General features: G+C 62.6%; 19 protein-coding genes. 4 read left to right on the forward strand and 15 right to left on the reverse strand.

What is annotated here, in order from left to right; genetic code table 11:
- The first annotated feature begins 1 nt into the window (after position 1).
- Both X726_RS146880 and X726_RS146875 read left to right on the forward strand, forming a co-directional pair.
- Positions 2 to 529: an SRPBCC family protein gene (locus X726_RS146880; RefSeq protein WP_023671702.1), complete on the forward strand. Its 528-nt coding sequence runs from the start codon at positions 2 to 4 to the stop codon at positions 527 to 529.
- 153 nt (positions 530 to 682) lie between these two features.
- On the forward strand, positions 683 to 946 hold the full coding sequence (locus X726_RS146875; RefSeq protein WP_023687657.1) for a YMGG-like glycine zipper-containing protein: 264 nt from the start codon (positions 683 to 685) through the stop codon (positions 944 to 946).
- Between the two features lie 88 nt (positions 947 to 1,034).
- On the opposite strand, the gene X726_RS146870 is transcribed toward X726_RS146875, so the two are convergent.
- From X726_RS146870 to X726_RS146840, 7 genes are all read right to left on the reverse strand, one after another.
- Positions 1,035 to 1,880 carry an acyl-CoA thioester hydrolase/BAAT C-terminal domain-containing protein gene (locus tag X726_RS146870; protein WP_023687658.1) on the reverse strand — a complete coding sequence of 282 codons (846 nt, stop codon included), beginning with the start codon at positions 1,878 to 1,880 and terminating at the stop codon, positions 1,035 to 1,037.
- An 87-nt stretch (positions 1,881 to 1,967) separates the two neighbouring features.
- The gene (gene rpsP, locus X726_RS146865; RefSeq protein WP_023671705.1) at positions 1,968 to 2,369 is read right to left on the reverse strand and encodes a 30S ribosomal protein S16; all 402 of its coding nucleotides are present in this window, start codon (positions 2,367 to 2,369) and stop codon (positions 1,968 to 1,970) included.
- A gap of 104 nt (positions 2,370 to 2,473) precedes the next feature.
- Entirely contained in the window at positions 2,474 to 2,800 is a 327-nt protein-coding gene (locus tag X726_RS146860) for a chorismate mutase (RefSeq protein ID WP_023671706.1), read from the reverse strand.
- 7 nt (positions 2,801 to 2,807) lie between these two features.
- Positions 2,808 to 4,394: a signal recognition particle protein gene (gene ffh, locus X726_RS146855; RefSeq protein WP_023671707.1), complete on the reverse strand. Its 1,587-nt coding sequence runs from the start codon at positions 4,392 to 4,394 to the stop codon at positions 2,808 to 2,810.
- A gap of 383 nt (positions 4,395 to 4,777) precedes the next feature.
- Positions 4,778 to 5,728, reverse strand: a complete 951-nt coding sequence (locus tag X726_RS146850) for a type II CAAX endopeptidase family protein (RefSeq protein ID WP_023687661.1) — start codon at positions 5,726 to 5,728, stop codon at positions 4,778 to 4,780.
- Between the two features lie 147 nt (positions 5,729 to 5,875).
- Positions 5,876 to 6,475 (reverse strand): DUF1236 domain-containing protein, encoded by a 600-nt coding sequence (locus tag X726_RS146845; protein WP_023671709.1) that lies wholly within the window; start codon positions 6,473 to 6,475, stop codon positions 5,876 to 5,878.
- Positions 6,476 to 6,537: 62 nt separating this feature from the next.
- On the reverse strand, positions 6,538 to 7,635 hold the full coding sequence (locus X726_RS146840) for a putative zinc-binding metallopeptidase (protein WP_023671710.1): 1,098 nt from the start codon (positions 7,633 to 7,635) through the stop codon (positions 6,538 to 6,540).
- 293 nt (positions 7,636 to 7,928) lie between these two features.
- Between X726_RS146840 and X726_RS146835 the strand changes: the two genes are divergently transcribed.
- Positions 7,929 to 8,726, forward strand: coding sequence for a lytic transglycosylase domain-containing protein (locus tag X726_RS146835; RefSeq protein ID WP_023671711.1), 798 nt, complete (start codon positions 7,929 to 7,931; stop codon positions 8,724 to 8,726).
- A 100-nt stretch (positions 8,727 to 8,826) separates the two neighbouring features.
- Here X726_RS146835 and X726_RS146830 read toward each other — a convergent pair whose 3' ends face one another.
- The 3 genes from X726_RS146830 to X726_RS146820 form a co-directional block, all read right to left on the reverse strand.
- Entirely contained in the window at positions 8,827 to 9,105 is a 279-nt protein-coding gene (locus X726_RS146830) for a hypothetical protein (RefSeq protein WP_023671712.1), read from the reverse strand.
- A gap of 214 nt (positions 9,106 to 9,319) precedes the next feature.
- Positions 9,320 to 9,742, reverse strand: a complete 423-nt coding sequence (locus X726_RS146825; RefSeq protein ID WP_023671713.1) for a hypothetical protein — start codon at positions 9,740 to 9,742, stop codon at positions 9,320 to 9,322.
- Between the two features lie 139 nt (positions 9,743 to 9,881).
- Complete coding sequence (locus X726_RS146820) at positions 9,882 to 11,114, reverse strand: argininosuccinate synthase (protein WP_023671714.1); 1,233 nt, start codon at positions 11,112 to 11,114, stop codon at positions 9,882 to 9,884.
- 188 nt (positions 11,115 to 11,302) lie between these two features.
- On the opposite strand from X726_RS146820, the gene X726_RS146815 reads away from it, so the two are divergent.
- Positions 11,303 to 11,944, forward strand: coding sequence for a LysE family translocator (locus X726_RS146815; RefSeq protein ID WP_023671715.1), 642 nt, complete (start codon positions 11,303 to 11,305; stop codon positions 11,942 to 11,944).
- Here the strand turns inward: X726_RS146815 and X726_RS146810 are convergent.
- The 5 genes from X726_RS146810 to X726_RS146790 all read right to left on the reverse strand — a co-directional run bounded on the left by X726_RS146810 (position 11,916) and on the right by X726_RS146790 (position 15,325).
- Complete coding sequence (locus X726_RS146810; protein ID WP_023671716.1) at positions 11,916 to 12,389, reverse strand: hypothetical protein; 474 nt, start codon at positions 12,387 to 12,389, stop codon at positions 11,916 to 11,918. The two genes, X726_RS146815 and X726_RS146810, sit on opposite strands and share 29 nt — an antisense overlap.
- Positions 12,386 to 13,618 (reverse strand): 23S rRNA (adenine(2503)-C(2))-methyltransferase RlmN, encoded by a 1,233-nt coding sequence (rlmN, locus tag X726_RS146805; protein ID WP_023671717.1) that lies wholly within the window; start codon positions 13,616 to 13,618, stop codon positions 12,386 to 12,388. The genes X726_RS146810 and rlmN overlap by 4 nt, the downstream gene beginning before the upstream one ends.
- A gap of 110 nt (positions 13,619 to 13,728) precedes the next feature.
- Positions 13,729 to 14,232: an invasion associated locus B family protein gene (locus tag X726_RS146800; protein WP_023671718.1), complete on the reverse strand. Its 504-nt coding sequence runs from the start codon at positions 14,230 to 14,232 to the stop codon at positions 13,729 to 13,731.
- A gap of 314 nt (positions 14,233 to 14,546) precedes the next feature.
- Positions 14,547 to 14,909, reverse strand: coding sequence for a YkvA family protein (locus tag X726_RS146795; RefSeq protein ID WP_023671719.1), 363 nt, complete (start codon positions 14,907 to 14,909; stop codon positions 14,547 to 14,549).
- A 119-nt stretch (positions 14,910 to 15,028) separates the two neighbouring features.
- The gene (locus tag X726_RS146790) at positions 15,029 to 15,325 is read right to left on the reverse strand and encodes a 4a-hydroxytetrahydrobiopterin dehydratase (RefSeq protein ID WP_023671720.1); all 297 of its coding nucleotides are present in this window, start codon (positions 15,323 to 15,325) and stop codon (positions 15,029 to 15,031) included.
- Positions 15,326 to 15,416 lie beyond the last annotated feature (91 nt).

Consider the following 15,416-nt stretch of genomic DNA (forward strand, 5'->3'; position numbering starts at 1 on the left):
CATGCTCAGCACCATTCTCATCCTCCTGGTCGTCATCATCGCCGCCGTGCTCATCTATGCGGCGACGAGGTCGAATGATTTCGTCACCGCCCGCACCGCCAGCATCAAGGCCGCGCCGGAAGCGATCTTTCCGCTGATCAACAATTTCAAGCAGTGGCCGGAATGGTCACCCTACGAAAAGCTCGACCCGCTGATGAAGCGCACGCTGTCGGGCGCTGATGCCGGCAAGGGCGCCGCCTACGCCTGGGAAGGCAATGCCAAGGCCGGCAAGGGACGCATGGAGATCGTCAATTCCGTGCCATCCTCGCTGGTGTCGCTGAAGCTCGACTTCGAGAAGCCGTTCCGGGCCAGCAACAGCGTCGACTTCACCCTGAAGCCCTCGGGCGACACCACCGCTGTCACCTGGGCAATGCGCGGCAACCGGCCCTTCATTGCCAAGCTGATGGGCCTGTTCATGAGTTTCGATACGCTGATCGGCAAGGATTTCGAGGCTGGCCTCGCCAATCTGAAAAAGGCAGCCGAAAAGTAGAAAAGCCTGGATTTTCAACAAGCTCGGCGGCGGTCGGCACGAATGTGACCGGCGCGGACACCGCGATCTCTCACGTCATCGGGATCAAATCAGCCGTCTGGGAGTTAGAGCCGTGGCGGCGAGGACGGCGATCCGCGTGAGAGAGGAACGATAATGAAAAGAGCGATGATCATTCTGGTACTGGCGACCGCGCTGGGCGCGTGCTCGCAAACCGAAAAGGGTGCCGCGGTCGGCGGCCTCGGCGGCGCGGCGGTTGGCGCAGCTGTGGCAAATGATCCGGTTCAGGGGGCCGTCGTCGGCGGCGCCGTCGGCGCCGTGGCCGGCGCGCTGATCGGCCGTGCCAGCGAAAGCGGTCAATGTCGCTACCGCGGCCGGAACGGGCGCACCTATATCGCCAGCTGCCCCGACGGTTATTGAACACAGCCAGGTCCAACATCGGAAACCGGCGGCTATAGATCGCCGGTTTCGCTGTTGCCCAAGGCAGCTGGACCATTGGCTGCCTGCGCTACAGCAATCCCCGGATATGCTCCCAAGCCAGGCGGCCCAGGCGCGTGTCGGCGTCGTCATTGCCGCCATGGGCATGCAGCCTCGAGCGCGGCGTGATTTCGCCCGGCAGCAGAATGCGGTGGCCGGCGTCGGGCACTGAGACGAGGCAGGTGGTCATTGCGGTGTCCTGGCGACGCCGAACGATCGACTGGGCAAAATCCAGCGATGGCCATAGCGCGTCGTCGCCGCCCGCAACCAGAACAATGTCGGCTGAAATAGCTTCGACGGGAATGGCAGCCTTGGCCGCTGCGTCCTTGAAGGTTTGCAAGGCACGTAGGAAGAGCCCCCGGTAGGACACCAGACCATCGACATACTCAGCGTTCCAAGCGGGATTGCTTGGGACAAACGGCAAAGGAATCCCCTCGAGCGTCCACGACGATCGTTCCGGCCAGCTGACGCCGTCGCGGCCCGGCCCGATATTGCCCCAGACCACCGATGTCGGGCTGATCGCAACCACGAGGCCGATGCGTGGATCGTGAGCCGCCGCAAGCAGGGAGGCCTCGGCGCCTTTCGAGGTCCCGACATAGACGATGCGCCGGCATCCCATCTGGACAAGATAGTCGGTCGCCGCGAAAAACGTTTCGAGCGGGATCTCGCAAATGCCGGGCACCTGACCTTCGCCGCCAAACCATTGCAGCGCGAGAGCGGATGCTCCTTCCTTGGCAAAGAGCCGGGCCCGGGTGACGTCGATGCGGCCGCTCGATCCGCTGAGCACGACGACGCCTGTCGTGGCGCCGGCGCATCGCAACAGCGTTCCGGCTACGCCGCCGAAAAGGGTCTCTTCCGTGACGGTCCGCTCAGTCATCTTTCGTTCGAACGCATATGACATCGCCGCACATTAGCAAAACGGCGGGCACAGGCCCGCCGTTTTGTCGATGCGATGACGCGATGCTTATTCGGCGGTGGCGGCTTCCGCTTCGGCCGGGGCTGCAGCAGCGGCGGCAACGGCGGCGGCAGCGTCTTCCTGGGCCTTCTTCAGCAGAGAGGCGCGTTCCTGCGCCTTCTTGCCGGGCTCGGCCTTCTTCGGGTTGGAGCGGGCTTCGCGCTTGAGGAGGCCGGCCTCATCGAGGAAGCGCAGCACGCGGTCGGTCGGCTGAGCGCCGTGCGACAGCCAATGCTTGACGCGGTCGGCGTCGACCTTGACGCGCTCGCCGTCCTTGGGCAGCAGCGGGTTCCACGAGCCGATCGACTCGATGAACCGGCCGTCGCGCGGCGAACGGGCGTCAGCAATGACGACGTGGTAGTAAGGGCGCTTCTTCGAGCCCGCACGGGCCAGTCTGATCTTCAAGGGCATTTCATTTCTCCTAAATTTCTGATTTCAGTGTTGGGTTAATGGCTTTGTCTGGTGCAGGTCGTTGTCCCAAAACCGCTGCGCACTTTTGGGCGACATGCACTTTGTTAGCCGGTTTTGCTTGCGCCGTTGGACGCGGCGATCTGCTCGTGATGGCGGATCACTTCGCGGACGACGAAGTTGAGGAATTTTTCCGCGAAATCGGGGTCGAGATGAGCGTCCTTCGCCAGCTGGCGAAGGCGGGTGATCTGCTCCTGCTCGCGCGCCGGGTCGGCGGGCGGCAGGCCATGCTCGGCCTTGAGCACGCCGACCGCCTTGGTGCAGCGGAAGCGCTCGGCCAGCATATGAATGAGGGCGGCGTCGATGTTGTCGATCGAGGCGCGATAGCCGGCCAGGATGGTGCGTGCGTCGGCCATGTCTTTTTCTTCGTTCATAGCGTCCTCACTTCTTCTTTCCGAGGCCGGGCAGACCACCGCCGCCAAGGCCGGGAAGCTTCATGCCGCCGGGCAGACCGGGCAGGCCACCGCCGCTCGGGGTGGGCGGGCCCTTCATGCCGCCAAGGCCGGGCATCTGCTTCTGCAAGGCTTCGAGCTGCTTGGGATCCATCTTGGAGAGGTCGGGCATGCCGCCACCCATCATGCCGCCGGGGCCACCCGGCATCATGCCGCCGAGGCCCATCTTGGAGGCAAGGCCGCCCATCATGCCGCGCATCAGGCCGCCGCCTTTGCCCTTGCCGCCCATCGCCTTCATCATGTCGGCCATGCCGCGATGCATTTTCAAGAGCTTGTTGATCTCGGCCGCATCCGTGCCTGAGCCGGCGGCGATGCGCTTCTTGCGCGAATGTTTCAGCATGTCCGGATTGGCGCGCTCGGCCTTGGTCATCGACGAGATGATGGCGAGTTGGCGGCCGAACATCTTGTCGTCGAGGCCGGCGGCCGCCATCTGGTCCTTCATTTTGCCCATGCCGGGCATCATGCCCATGATGCCGCCCATGCCGCCCATTTTCGACATCTGCTGAAGCTGGCCGGCAAGGTCGTTCAGGTCGAACTTGCCCGACTGCATCTTCTTGGCCATCGCCGCCGCCTGCTCGGCGTCGATGTTTTCGGCGGCCTTTTCGACCAGCGAGACGATGTCGCCCATGCCGAGGATGCGGTCTGCAATACGCTTGGGGTGGAATTCCTCCAGCCCGTCCATCTTTTCGCCGGTGCCGATCAGCTTGATCGGCTTGCCGGTGACGGCGCGCATCGAAAGCGCGGCACCGCCACGGCCATCGCCGTCCATGCGGGTCAGCACCAGGCCGGTGATGCCGACGCGCTCGTCGAAGCTTTTGGCAAGGTTGACGGCGTCCTGGCCGGTCAGCGAATCCGCGACCAGCAGGATTTCGTGCGGGCTCGACATCTTCTTGATGTCGGCCATCTCCACCATCAGCGGCTCATCGATATGGGTGCGGCCGGCGGTGTCTAGGATGACGACGTCATGACCGCCGAGCTTGGCTGCCTGGACGGCGCGCCTGGCGATGTCGACCGGGTTCTGGCCCGCAATGACAGGCAGGGTCGCGACTTTGACCTGCTCGCCGAGCTGGCGCAGCTGCTCTTGCGCCGCGGGCCGCCGCGTGTCGAGCGAGGCCATCAGAACCTTCTTGTTCTGGCGCTCGGTCAGGCGCTTGGCGATCTTGGCGGAGGTCGTCGTCTTGCCGGAGCCCTGCAGGCCGACCATCATGATGACGACCGGCGCCGGCGCATTGAGGTCGATGGCGACGCCCTCGGCGCCGAGCATGTCGACCAACTCGTCATGGACGATCTTGACGACCATCTGTCCAGGCTTGATCGACTTGACGACGGCGGCGCCGACGGCCTTCTCGCGCACCTTGTCGGTGAAGGAACGCACCACTTCCAGCGCAACGTCGGCTTCGAGCAGCGCACGGCGCACCTCGCGCAACGCCGCCGAGACATCAGCCTCCGATAGCGCGCCGCGGCCTGTCAGGCCGTTCAGGATGGAGCCAAGGCGCTCCTGAAGTGATTCAAACATTGGTCAACCCGCCGCGCGAGAGCGCCTTGGATTCATGGTGATCCCTGTCGGGCCGATGGCCCTCCACGCCTCTTGTGCGCTCCTGCAGCGATTCAAACATTCCGTTTCCTTTTTCTCAGGCACCCCGATGGTGCCCGAGAGGTAGTGCGTTCGCGCCGCTCATCCAAGCAAAGCTCAAAACCAAAAAGCACCCGGGGGCGCTCAGCGCTGCCGGGTGTTGGCCTCCAGGATCTGTTTACAGCACCCACCTCAAAAGGTTTTGGCGTCCTGGTCGGCTTGCTCGGAGGGATACTCGTCGCGGATTTCGGGGCTGTAGACAGGAAATCGGCCGAAGAGTCAAGACAAGGGCGGCTTCCCGGTCTCTGGATCGGTCCCTGTTTAGTTCACCCTGCATCCCGAGGGTCGGCCGTAACCTTCAGCGGCGAGCGCGGGTGCAGAAGCAGCAGGATCGTCAGCAAGGTGCAGACGATACCGATGGCGGCGATGATGACGGCATCCGTCGTCGTCCAGTCCGGACCTTCCAGCGGCTTGGCGTTGAACAGGGCGAAGGAATTGTAGTTCTCCTGATGCGAGATCAGCAGGAAGCCGGTGAGATTGTTGCCGAGATGGGCGCCGAAGGCGGCGCCGAGATTGCCGGTGACATAAACCACCAGCGTCAACAGCAAGGCGAAGGCGGCGATCGAGGCCAGCACGCAGGCGTTGATGGCGGGGGTCGAGCCCGGGCTCCAATGCAAGAAGGTGAACAGCAAAGCGGGCAATAGCGCCCACACGTAAGGGCTCTCGAAGCGCCTGGCCAGGCCGCGCAGCAGATAGCCGCGAAACAGCATCTCCTCGGACGAGGTCTGCAGCAGGGTCAGCGCCACGATCGGGAGCAGGAACAGCAGCCAGGTCGACAGGTTGATCGTGCCGCGGGCGATTTCGGGCTGTAGCCAGTAGAGCAGGATTTCGGAAAGCGCCGATGTGATCAGCACCGCGACCAGGCCCTTGAGGAAGCCCGACAAGGACACGCGGCGACTGGCGCCGAAAAGCGCCGAGAGCGGCTCGCCATGGACGAAACGCATGGCAAGCCAGAGGCCGAGCCAGATGCCGGTAAACGAGGTGAGTGCGGTGAGTATGCCGATGGGCGAGGCCAGAAAGCCCTGAAGCGGCCCGCGCGGGTCGTCCGGCAATACATGCCAGACGATCGCGACATAGGTGCCGCCAAGCACCACAACCAGGGTGATCGCCACCCAGAACAGGACGACGACCGCCGTTCCAATTATCAGCCGCGGCAGGTTCGTCTTTTCGGTGGCCGTGTTGCTATAGCGCTCGAAGGCGGCTGGATCTGATATCACGCGAGTTCCTCTGCCGAACGCATCGGGTCGCATGATCTAGGGGATCGTCGGCTCTCGCGCAATTGCTGCTGTTCAGCGACCCTTTTGCCGCCCTCAGCCTCCGCAGGAGGGCGGCACGAGTTCACTTGTCATTCTTTCAAGGCAAAATCAGCGCACGACGTACATGATGCGCCGTGTCTGCGGGTCGACCAGCGCCTGCTGGCCATTCACATAGACGTAGCGGTAGCGGTAGTCGGGGATTTCGCGCAGTTCGACCGTGTCGGGCAAGGTGGCACCGGTCACCACCTCGCCCTCGAGATAGACAGGATCGAGCCGGTGCGTGCTGACATAGGTGCCGACTTCCGCCGGTGGCCTGTCGATGGCGTCGACGGGGCCGTCGTCGGACAGAATCGCACCGGTATAGGTATCGGGATAATCATCCTGCGGCGGTGTAACCACGGTGATGGCGGCGTTGGCGGGGCGGCGTGTCAGAACGACCCGGTTGCCGCCGAAATCGGCCGTGACATAGTCGGAATAGACCCAGCCCTGGCCTCCGGCTTCGGCAATGGTGCACCATTTGCTGTTTTCGATGCAGCCATTGAGCGTCGCCGACTGGCCGGCGGCGAGCACGCCGATCACAGGATATTGCGGGCCGGGGCCGGCGCGCACATTAAGATCGGTGACGGCCGAGACGGCGGTATCGGCGAGTGCCGCACCCGACATCGCGACAAGCGCCCCGGCGACGGCCGGAAACAATATGCGTCTCATGGTTTCTCTCCCTTTCATGGTCCCTCGCGACACCAAACGAAACCAGAACGCATGCGTTCCGGCTAAAATACCGACGCCAGCTCACGATTTGTTCCGGTTTCTTTCGGCAAACCGGTCAAAAGCTCATGCACGAAGCTGAGTTTCTGCGCCGTCACGTCCGAAATGACGAAGGGATAAAGGTCGGGCAGGCCCATGCAGCGGTTGATCGAGTTGGAGGCTTCCGAGAGTACCAGCCAGCGGGCGAGAATCTTTTCGAACGGCTCGGGCACGGCGTCAGGTTCCGCGGGCGCCGCCTGCAACCGGCCGCCGGTGTCGCCTTGCGGCAGCACATTGGTCTCCATCGTCTCAAGCTGGCCGAGTGGAAAATTCAGCGCGTGCACCATCTCCAGCGTGTCGGTGATGTGGAGATGGTGCGCCCAGGTCTCGGCCCAGTCTTCCCATGGATGCGACGTCGCATAGGCGGAGATGTGGTTCTGCTGCCAGTCGGGCGCAGCGCCATTGGCGTAATAGGCCTTCAGCGCCTGCTCGTAGTCGGGGCGTTCGTCGCCGAACAGCGCCCGGAAGGCATCGAGCCGTTGCGGCTCGTCGCGGATCAGCCGGTCCCAGTAGTAATGGCCAAGCTCATGACGGAAATGACCGAGCAGCGTGCGGTAATTTTCGCCCATCTCGACGCGACGCCGCTCGCGCTCGGCCGAGTCCGCCTCGGCGACGTTGAGCGTGATCAGGCCGTTGTCGTGGCCGGTAAGGATGCGTTCGCCGCCGGGACCGCCGCCGATCGGATCGGCAATGAAGTCGAAGGCGAGGCCGATTTCGTCGCCGTGCTTGTGCTTGGGCACGACCGGAAGGCCGAAGGCGAGCAGCGAATAGACGGCGCGCTTCTTGGCCGCCTCGACGCGAATCCAGCGGCGGCGGTTGCCGTCGACGGAGAGGTCGGGGATCAGCTGGTTCAGCACGCAGGCGCGGCAGTAGGTATGACCCGGTTCGGCCATCCAGTTGCAGGCGCATTCATCCGCATTGGTGCAGTGGAAGATGCCGTCGACGTCAGACAAGGCAAAGCGCGCATGCTCGGGATCGTAAAGCACGAGACTCCCGCAATTCAGGCACTGCGCATTCTCGAAGTAGAGGCGGTGGCCGCAATGCGGGCAGTCGAACAGTTTCATGTCGATCTCGATGCGTCAGGCGTTGGCGTATGGCGTCAGAGGAGGAATATGGTGCGGAGCGGCGCCTCGCCCAAACGCCCGCCACGGGCCGCCGTTCCATGCCCCCGTCACCTCTTTTTACCCGAGCAGCGAATTCGCCTGCCCGGCACCGGGCGTTTCGGCCACAATAAGCACTTGATCGTAAGCAAATTCCGCTGCATTGGCCAGGGTAGCGCCGGGGGTACGGTGACAATGGCGTGTTTCGCTGGCAAGTTCGCAACCGGGACGTGATTCAGGCAATCAGGAGAAAAAGCATGGCATTGCTTGCCAAGGGAAAGATTATTGCTGCCGCGGTGGTCGCGGTACTTGCGCTGGCGACGGGCGCGCAGGCGGCGGCCAGCTGCGGCAAGACCGGCGCGGGCTTCGAGGCGTGGAAGCAGGACTTTGCCGCGCAGGCCAGGTCCGAAGGTGTCGGCGGGAAGGGTCTGGCTGCTCTGGCCGGTGCCAGCTACGCGACAAAGACAATCTCCGTCGACCGCGCCATCCACAAGGCGTTCAGCGGTTCGGTGGACGCCTTCATGAAGCGTCGTGGCGGAGCTGCGATCATTTCCAGGGGCCGTGCGCTGAAGAAGTCGAATGCAGCGATGTTCGACAGGATCGAGAGCAATTACGGGGTGTCGCCGGGCGTGTTGCTGGCCATCTGGGGCATGGAAACCGGCTTCGGAGCCTCCCTGGGCAACCAGAACACGGTCTCCGCCATTCTGACGCTTGCCTATGATTGCCGTCGCCCGGGCTTCTTTTACCCGCATGCCATTGCGGCGCTGAAGCTGGTCGATCGCGGCGCGCTGAGCGCCTCGTCGGTCGGCGCTGCGCATGGCGAGATCGGCCATACGCAGTTCCTGCCCGGCAATGTCCTGAAGTATGGCGTCGGCAACGGAAATCTGCGCGACAAGGCGACGGCCTTGGCTTCGACGGCCAACTTTCTCAAGGCTCATGGCTGGCGGGCGGGTGCGAGCGCGAGTGCGAATATGGGGGCCATCGCCGGCTGGAATTCCGCCAGCGTCTACCAGCAGGCCATCGCCCAGATCGCCGACGCGATCGACGGCGGCTGATAGAAATATCCAGATCGAAGAACGGAAAGCCCGGCCATGCGCCGGGCTTTTCTGCAAGGACTGGAGCTTTTGGCGTTCAAACCGTTCAGCAGCCGAGCGGCTACCCGCCTTTTATGACCTTCCAGATGTCCGTGGACTGGTCGAACTGGAGGCGGTTTATGTCGGAGAAGGTCAGCCGGCCGGTCTTCATGGCATCGACAAGGCGGCGGCACAGCAGTGGCGGCATGCGCTCCAGGGAAACGCCCATAAAAGCGGCGATCTCGTGTTTGGCCGATATATTCGATATGGCCACCTTGCTGACGCAGCGATCGAATGCCGCCTCGGGATCCTGTCTCACTTGCTCCTGCCCAGTCTGGCAACCGGCCAGCATGACGACCATTGCAGGCAGGCCACAAACCACGGCTTCATTGTCAGCTGCCCCCATCGATTGTGAGGAGGCTAGATAAGGGCCCGAAAAGATCAAGCAGGAAAAGCACTGAGTTCTTTGCCGCCGCTCTATTTCTTTGTTTTTACGCAGTTACGGACGAAGTCGGGCATGCTCTTTCTCGAATTGCTCGATCGTTGGCGCAAATGCCGGCTGAGCGCCTGGGCTCTCAATAATGTGCGTAGCCGCTCAACGGGCACTTCTGGGAAATAGGAACCTCGAAGGCGCCTTCAGTACCTTTGCAGCTCCGGAATTTGGAGTTGCGCAGCACCGGCGCGGCCCTGGCAGTCGCCTTTGACTTGCCCTTGATGACCAGCCATATCTCGGTCGGCAGGTCTAGCTGCACTCTGTTCAAATCGGAGTAGCTGATCCGCCCGCTGCGTACACCTTCGGTGATGCGCTGGCAGAACAGGGCCGGCATGCGCTCCTGCGAGACGCCCATGAAAGAGGCGATTTCGTGCTTGAACGTGATGCTCCATAGATGGACGGCGGAGATGCACCCGTCCTGCTCGCGTTTTGCGGCCGCCTGCGAGGACTGGCACCCGGTAAAGACGATGGCCGCCGCAAGCAGGAGAAAAATGGCGTTTTTCACGATCGGAATCCCTCGTCCCGCGAAGGAATTTAGATGAGGCTTTTAAAAGGTCAAACGGAAACCATGTCAGCCAGCTTGGCCTCTTATATTAGAGGTATCAAATAAAAACCCTGTGTGACCGCCGGGTTTTCCTGGAACACTAGTTTGGTTCACCCTTGCGGCTCCTTGCCGCCAGCGTCCTCAGCCGCAGCGCATTGAGGCGGATGAAGCCGGCGGCGTCCTTCTGGTCGTAGGCGCCGCGGTCATCCTCGAAGGTGACCAGCGCGTCGGAATAGAGCGTCTTCTTGGATTTGCGGCCGGTGACCATGACATTGCCCTTGTAGAGTTTCAGGCGCACCGTGCCTTCGACGTCTTCCTGGCTCTTGTCGATCATCGCCTGGAGCATCAGCCGCTCGGGCGAGAACCAGAAGCCGTTGTAGATCAGCTCGGCGTAGCGCGGCATGAACTCGTCCTTGAGGTGGCCGGCGCCGCGGTCGAGCGTGATCGATTCGATGGCGCGGTGGGCGACGATCAGGATGGTGCCGCCGGGGGTCTCGTAGACGCCGCGCGATTTCATGCCGACGAAGCGGTTCTCGACCAGGTCTAACCGGCCGATGCCATTGTCGCGGCCAAGATCGTTAAGCGCCATCAGCATGGCGGCCGGCGACAGCTTCTTGCCGTTCAGTGCAATCGGATCGCCCTTCAAAAATTCGATCTCGATCTCGGTGACCTTGTCCGGCGCCTCCATCGGCGAGACGGTGCGCTGATGGACGAATTCCGGCGGCTCGCTCCACGGGTCTTCCAGCACCTTGCCCTCGGAAGAGGAGTGCAGAAGGTTGGCGTCGACCGAGAACGGCGCCTCCCCCCGCTTGTCCTTGGCCACCGGGATCTGGTGCTGCTCGGCGAAGTTGATCAGGTCGGTGCGCGACTTGAACGACCAGTCGCGCCACGGCGCGATGACCTTGATGTCGGGATTCAGCGCATAGGCCGACAGCTCGAAACGCACCTGGTCGTTGCCCTTGCCGGTGGCGCCATGCGCAATAGCATCGGCGCCGACCTCCTGGGCGATCTCGACCAGGTGTTTGGAGATCAGCGGCCGGGCGATCGAGGTGCCGAGCAGGTAGGTGCCTTCATAGACGGCATTGGCGCGAAACATCGGGAAGACGAAGTCGGCGACGAATTCCTCGCGGACATCGACGACGCGGATATCCTTGATGCCCATCATCTCGGCCTTCTTGCGCGCCGGCTCCAACTCGCCACCCTGGCCGAGATCGGCGGTGAAGGTGACGACTTCGGCGCCGAGCTCGGTCTGCAGCCATTTCAGGATAATGGAGGTGTCGAGACCGCCGGAATAGGCGAGCACGACCTTCTTGACGTCTTTTGTCTTGGGCATTGCTGGGGACATTTTGGCGGTTCCGCGCGTGAGTTTCGCGGGCGAGGTATCACGGCATTTCCGGCCAGCGCAAGGGATGAACGGGCGCCGGCCGCCGCAGCCGCTGGACCAGATGCCACGCCAGTCAGTTGCTGGCGTGAGCGGGGAGGCTGCGTTATAGACCGACGATCATTCGCCAGGGGCCACCGATGTCCTTCATTCCCGACACCACAACACTGATCCAGTTCGCCATCGCCACCATGATCCTGGCGATCACGCCGGGGCCGGATATGACGCTGTTCGTCTCGCGAACACTGAGCCAGGGCCGCGCCGCCGGCTTTGCCTCGCTGGCGGGTGCTCTGTTCGGCACGCTGATCCATACAACTTTGGTGGCGGTCGGCATCTCGGCGCTGATCGTCGCCTCGCCGATGGCCTTCCTGGTGCTGAAAATCTTCGGCGCCGTCTATCTGGTGTTCCTGGCCTGGCAGGCGATGACCAAGGGCTCGGCGTTTTCACCGCAGAAGAAGAATGGCCCGCAGATTTCGCTGTTCCGCAGCTGGGCCGCCGGACTCGGCGTCAATTTACTCAACCCGAAGATCATCCTGTTCTTCATGACGTTTCTGCCGCAGTTCGTCTCGGCTCACGATCCGAACGCGCCGGGAAAACTGTTCTCCCTCGGCCTCATGTTCATCGTGCTGTCGATCCCTGTGACGGCGCCGATGGTGTTTGCCGCGGAAAGGTTTTCGGCGGCGATGAAGGCCAGCCCGCGCGTAACGCGGGTCGTCGACTATCTCTTTGCCGGTGTGTTTTCGGCCTTCGCGCTCAAGATCCTGACCGCTCAGGCGAAGTAGCGGCCTGCCACCAGCTTCCGGCCCAGCGGCCGGCGGCGAGCCAGTAGAAGATGCCACCGACCATGCCGCAGCCGATCACGGCGGCGATGGCGCGGGGCTCAGTGACGTCGAAATTGATGTCGGCATTCTGGTGGACGAAGCCGAGGAACACCGCGGCCACGATGCCGCCCGCAAGCGCATAGAACAGCCAGTCGCGGCGGCTGAGTATCTCCGAGATCAGGATGACGATGGCTGCCGGTATGAAAGCGAAATAGGCGACAAACAGCGCCACGAACGGGATCGAAAAATACAGCGCCGCGGCCGCCGCTGGGTGCGCATCGTCCGGCATATAACCGACGGAAGCCAGGAACAACACGTTGAGAAAGGCGCTCGCCGCCAATGAGGCGACGACATAGCCGAACAGGATGACAGCGAAACGGAGGATATAGGCGAAGAGGCGGCTCACGCCTCGCCATGCCCCGCAATCATCATGGCTTCCAGCGCCAGGCGGTCGACCTTGCGCATGCGTTCGGATTCGGATTTGAGCTGCCCGCAGGCGGCCAGGATGTCGCGGCCGCGCGGCGTGCGGATCGGCGAGGCATAGCCGGCATTGTTGATGTAGTCGGCAAATTTCTCGATCGTCTCCCAGTCCGAGCACTGATAGTTGGTGCCCGGCCACGGGTTGAACGGGATCAGATTGATCTTGGCTGGAATGCCTTTGAGCAGCTTGATCAGCCCCTTGGCGTCCTCGATGGAATCGTTGACGTCCTTCAGCATCACATATTCGAAGGTGATGCGCTTGGCGTTGGACAGGCCGGGATAGGCGCGGCAGGCCTCGATCAGTTCCTTCAGCGGATACTTCTTGTTGATCGGCACAAGCAGGTCGCGCAGATCGTCATTGGTGGCGTGCAGCGAGATCGCCAGCATGACCCCTATCTCCTCGCCGGTGCGGAAGATCTCGGGCACCACGCCGGAGGTCGAGAGCGTAATGCGGCGCTTCGACAGCGACAGTCCGTCGCCGTCGGAGGCAATCAGCAGCGCCTTCTTCACCGCCTCGAAATTGTAGAGCGGCTCGCCCATGCCCATCATGACGACGTTGGAGACTTTTCTGCCCTCGGCAGGGACGATGGCGCCGTCGGGTGTGTCGCGGTCGGGGAAATCGCCGAGCCGGTCGCGGGCGGTGAGCAATTGCGCCAGGATCTCTTCCGCCGTCAAATTGCGCACCAGCTTCTGCGTGCCGGTGTGGCAGAACGAACAGGTCAGCGTGCAGCCGACCTGCGAGGAGATGCAGAGCGTGCCGCGGCCTTCTTCGGGGATGTAGACGGTCTCGATCTCGACGGGACGGCCGGCACCGCGCGGCGGAAAGCGGAACAGCCACTTGCGCGTGCCGTCGGAGGAAATCTGCTCCTCGACGATTTCGGGCCGGGCGACGGTAAAATGCTTGTCGAGTTCGGCGCGCAGATCCTTGGAGATGTTGAACATGCCGGCAAAATCGGAGACGCCGCGCACATACATCCAGTGCCAGAGCTGCTGGGCGCGCATTTTCGCCTGGCGCTCGGGCACGATGCCGGCACTGACAAGGGCTTCACCGAGCTCGGCCCGGGTCAGGCCGATCAGCGACGGCTTCTCGGGCGTGGCGCGAGCGCGCAACGCGTCGCGTGCGCCCTCAGTGGTGAGATCGAAGGAAAGGGTCATATCAGCGCCAATATAAGCAAATTGCGGCCGATTTCATCCATCGTGCCGAAAAGAAGCGCGGCGCATAGCACAGGTTGCGGCGAGAGTCATGCGGCGGGAACCGCGCTAGCCTACTTGCACTTGGCGATCGACGTCAGCGCGGCCGAGATGCCTTTCAGCGAAAACACATAGGTCGTCGGATTGCCGCGGCCAGACTTCGCCGAGACCTTCATGTCGGTGCCGGTCTTCATGGCGGCGATCAGCACCGGCTCTTCGGCGGCGTTCTCGACCCAGGCCGACTTGCCGCGGGTGAACATCGAGAACGTCTTCTTGTCGATGGTGACGGTGGCCTTGGAGCCTTCCTGGAATGTGTAGCCGGCGATGAATTGCGGCTCGTAGGACACTTGCTGGCCCGGCCGCTGGCTGACGAAGAAGAACATGTCGCCGTGATCGAGCGTCGGCGGCTGCTTGTCGGTCGGCACGGTGAGCACATAGCAGACCTTGCCGCCCTGCGCCTGGTAGCTGTAGGTGCCCCAGGCATTGTGCTGGCCGATCTTGGTCGCCTGCTGCGCCAGCGCCGGCGCGGCAAAAGCCACCAGGACCAGGCTCGAGACTAGTGCAATCAATCCGCGCATCGCTTTTCCCGTATTCCAAATGGTGCGGGGCAGGCCGGCTTGGCGTCCTGCCCGTCGCTTCATTTTGATTTAATCTGGGTTACCAAACGGTGAATTTCCCTCGGAAAAGGACATTCACCCATGGAAACCACCGCCATTTCCGCGCCGCTTCTTGAAAAAACGGCTTTCGCAATGTCCCTGCGGCGACTTGGAGGCCACGAAAGCGGCAAGAGTTTGACTTTTCCAACGGCCGCAGCGGAACCCGAAGCCAAGCCGCTATCGTCCTGTTTGAGCGGAGGATTTCTTCTGAACCAAGTTGCCAACGCGACGCCGATTCAGCTCTTGTCGGCGATCGCCTCCTTGGCGGCCTTGCGGTGCGCAGGGGTGATATGGGCGCTTACCGTGGAGATCGCGGCGGTCAGCACGGCGATGTCGTCGGTGAAGCCGAGGCCGAAGACGAAATCGGGTATGACGTCGACCGGCAGCACGAAATAGCCAAGCGCTGCCAGCAATATGCCCTTGGCACGCAAAGGCGTCTTCCTGTCGAGCGCGCAATAATAGCCGGCGACGACCTCTTCCATGAACGGAATCTGCCGGGCGGCCTTCTTGGCCGTGCGCCAGAATTTGGCGCGCACTTCACTCTCGTCGCCGAGCTTGCTGCCGAAGCCGAAGAAATCAAAACCGGGCTGCTGCGCCATCAATCCTCTCCTTGCCGGCCGTCGCGCTACGCGTTGCGCGCGGCCGCCACGGAAAATGTGGTGAAAGTCCCGGTCCACTGCAAGAGGATGGCGCCGATTTGGCGTTGCCGCCCCAGCGTTCAGCCGCCAGCATACCCATTCATCTTCTTGGCCAGCGCGATGTCGAGCGCAGTGACACCACCGGCATCATGGGTGTTGAGCGTCACGTCGACAGTCTTGTAGACGTTCGACCAGTCGGGATGATGGTCCATCTTCTCGGCGGCCAGCGCGACGCGGGTCATGAAGGCGAAGGCTTCGGAAAAATTCTTGAAGTCGAAGCTGCGCTTGATGGAGGCGCCATCGGCTGCCTGCGACCAGCCGGCCAGTTCGGCCAGTGCGGCGGCGATGGCGTCCTTGCTGAGTTTCTCTCTCGTCATGATGATTTCCCGTGCTATCCCAGATATCGACCCTCACCATAATGCAAGTCGCCCAAAAGTCCTTTGCGTTTTGGGCTTCCAAATGCACGAA

The sequence above is a fragment of the Mesorhizobium sp. LSJC285A00 genome (genome assembly GCF_000503155.1).
Classification (GTDB): Bacteria; Pseudomonadota; Alphaproteobacteria; order Rhizobiales; family Rhizobiaceae; genus Mesorhizobium.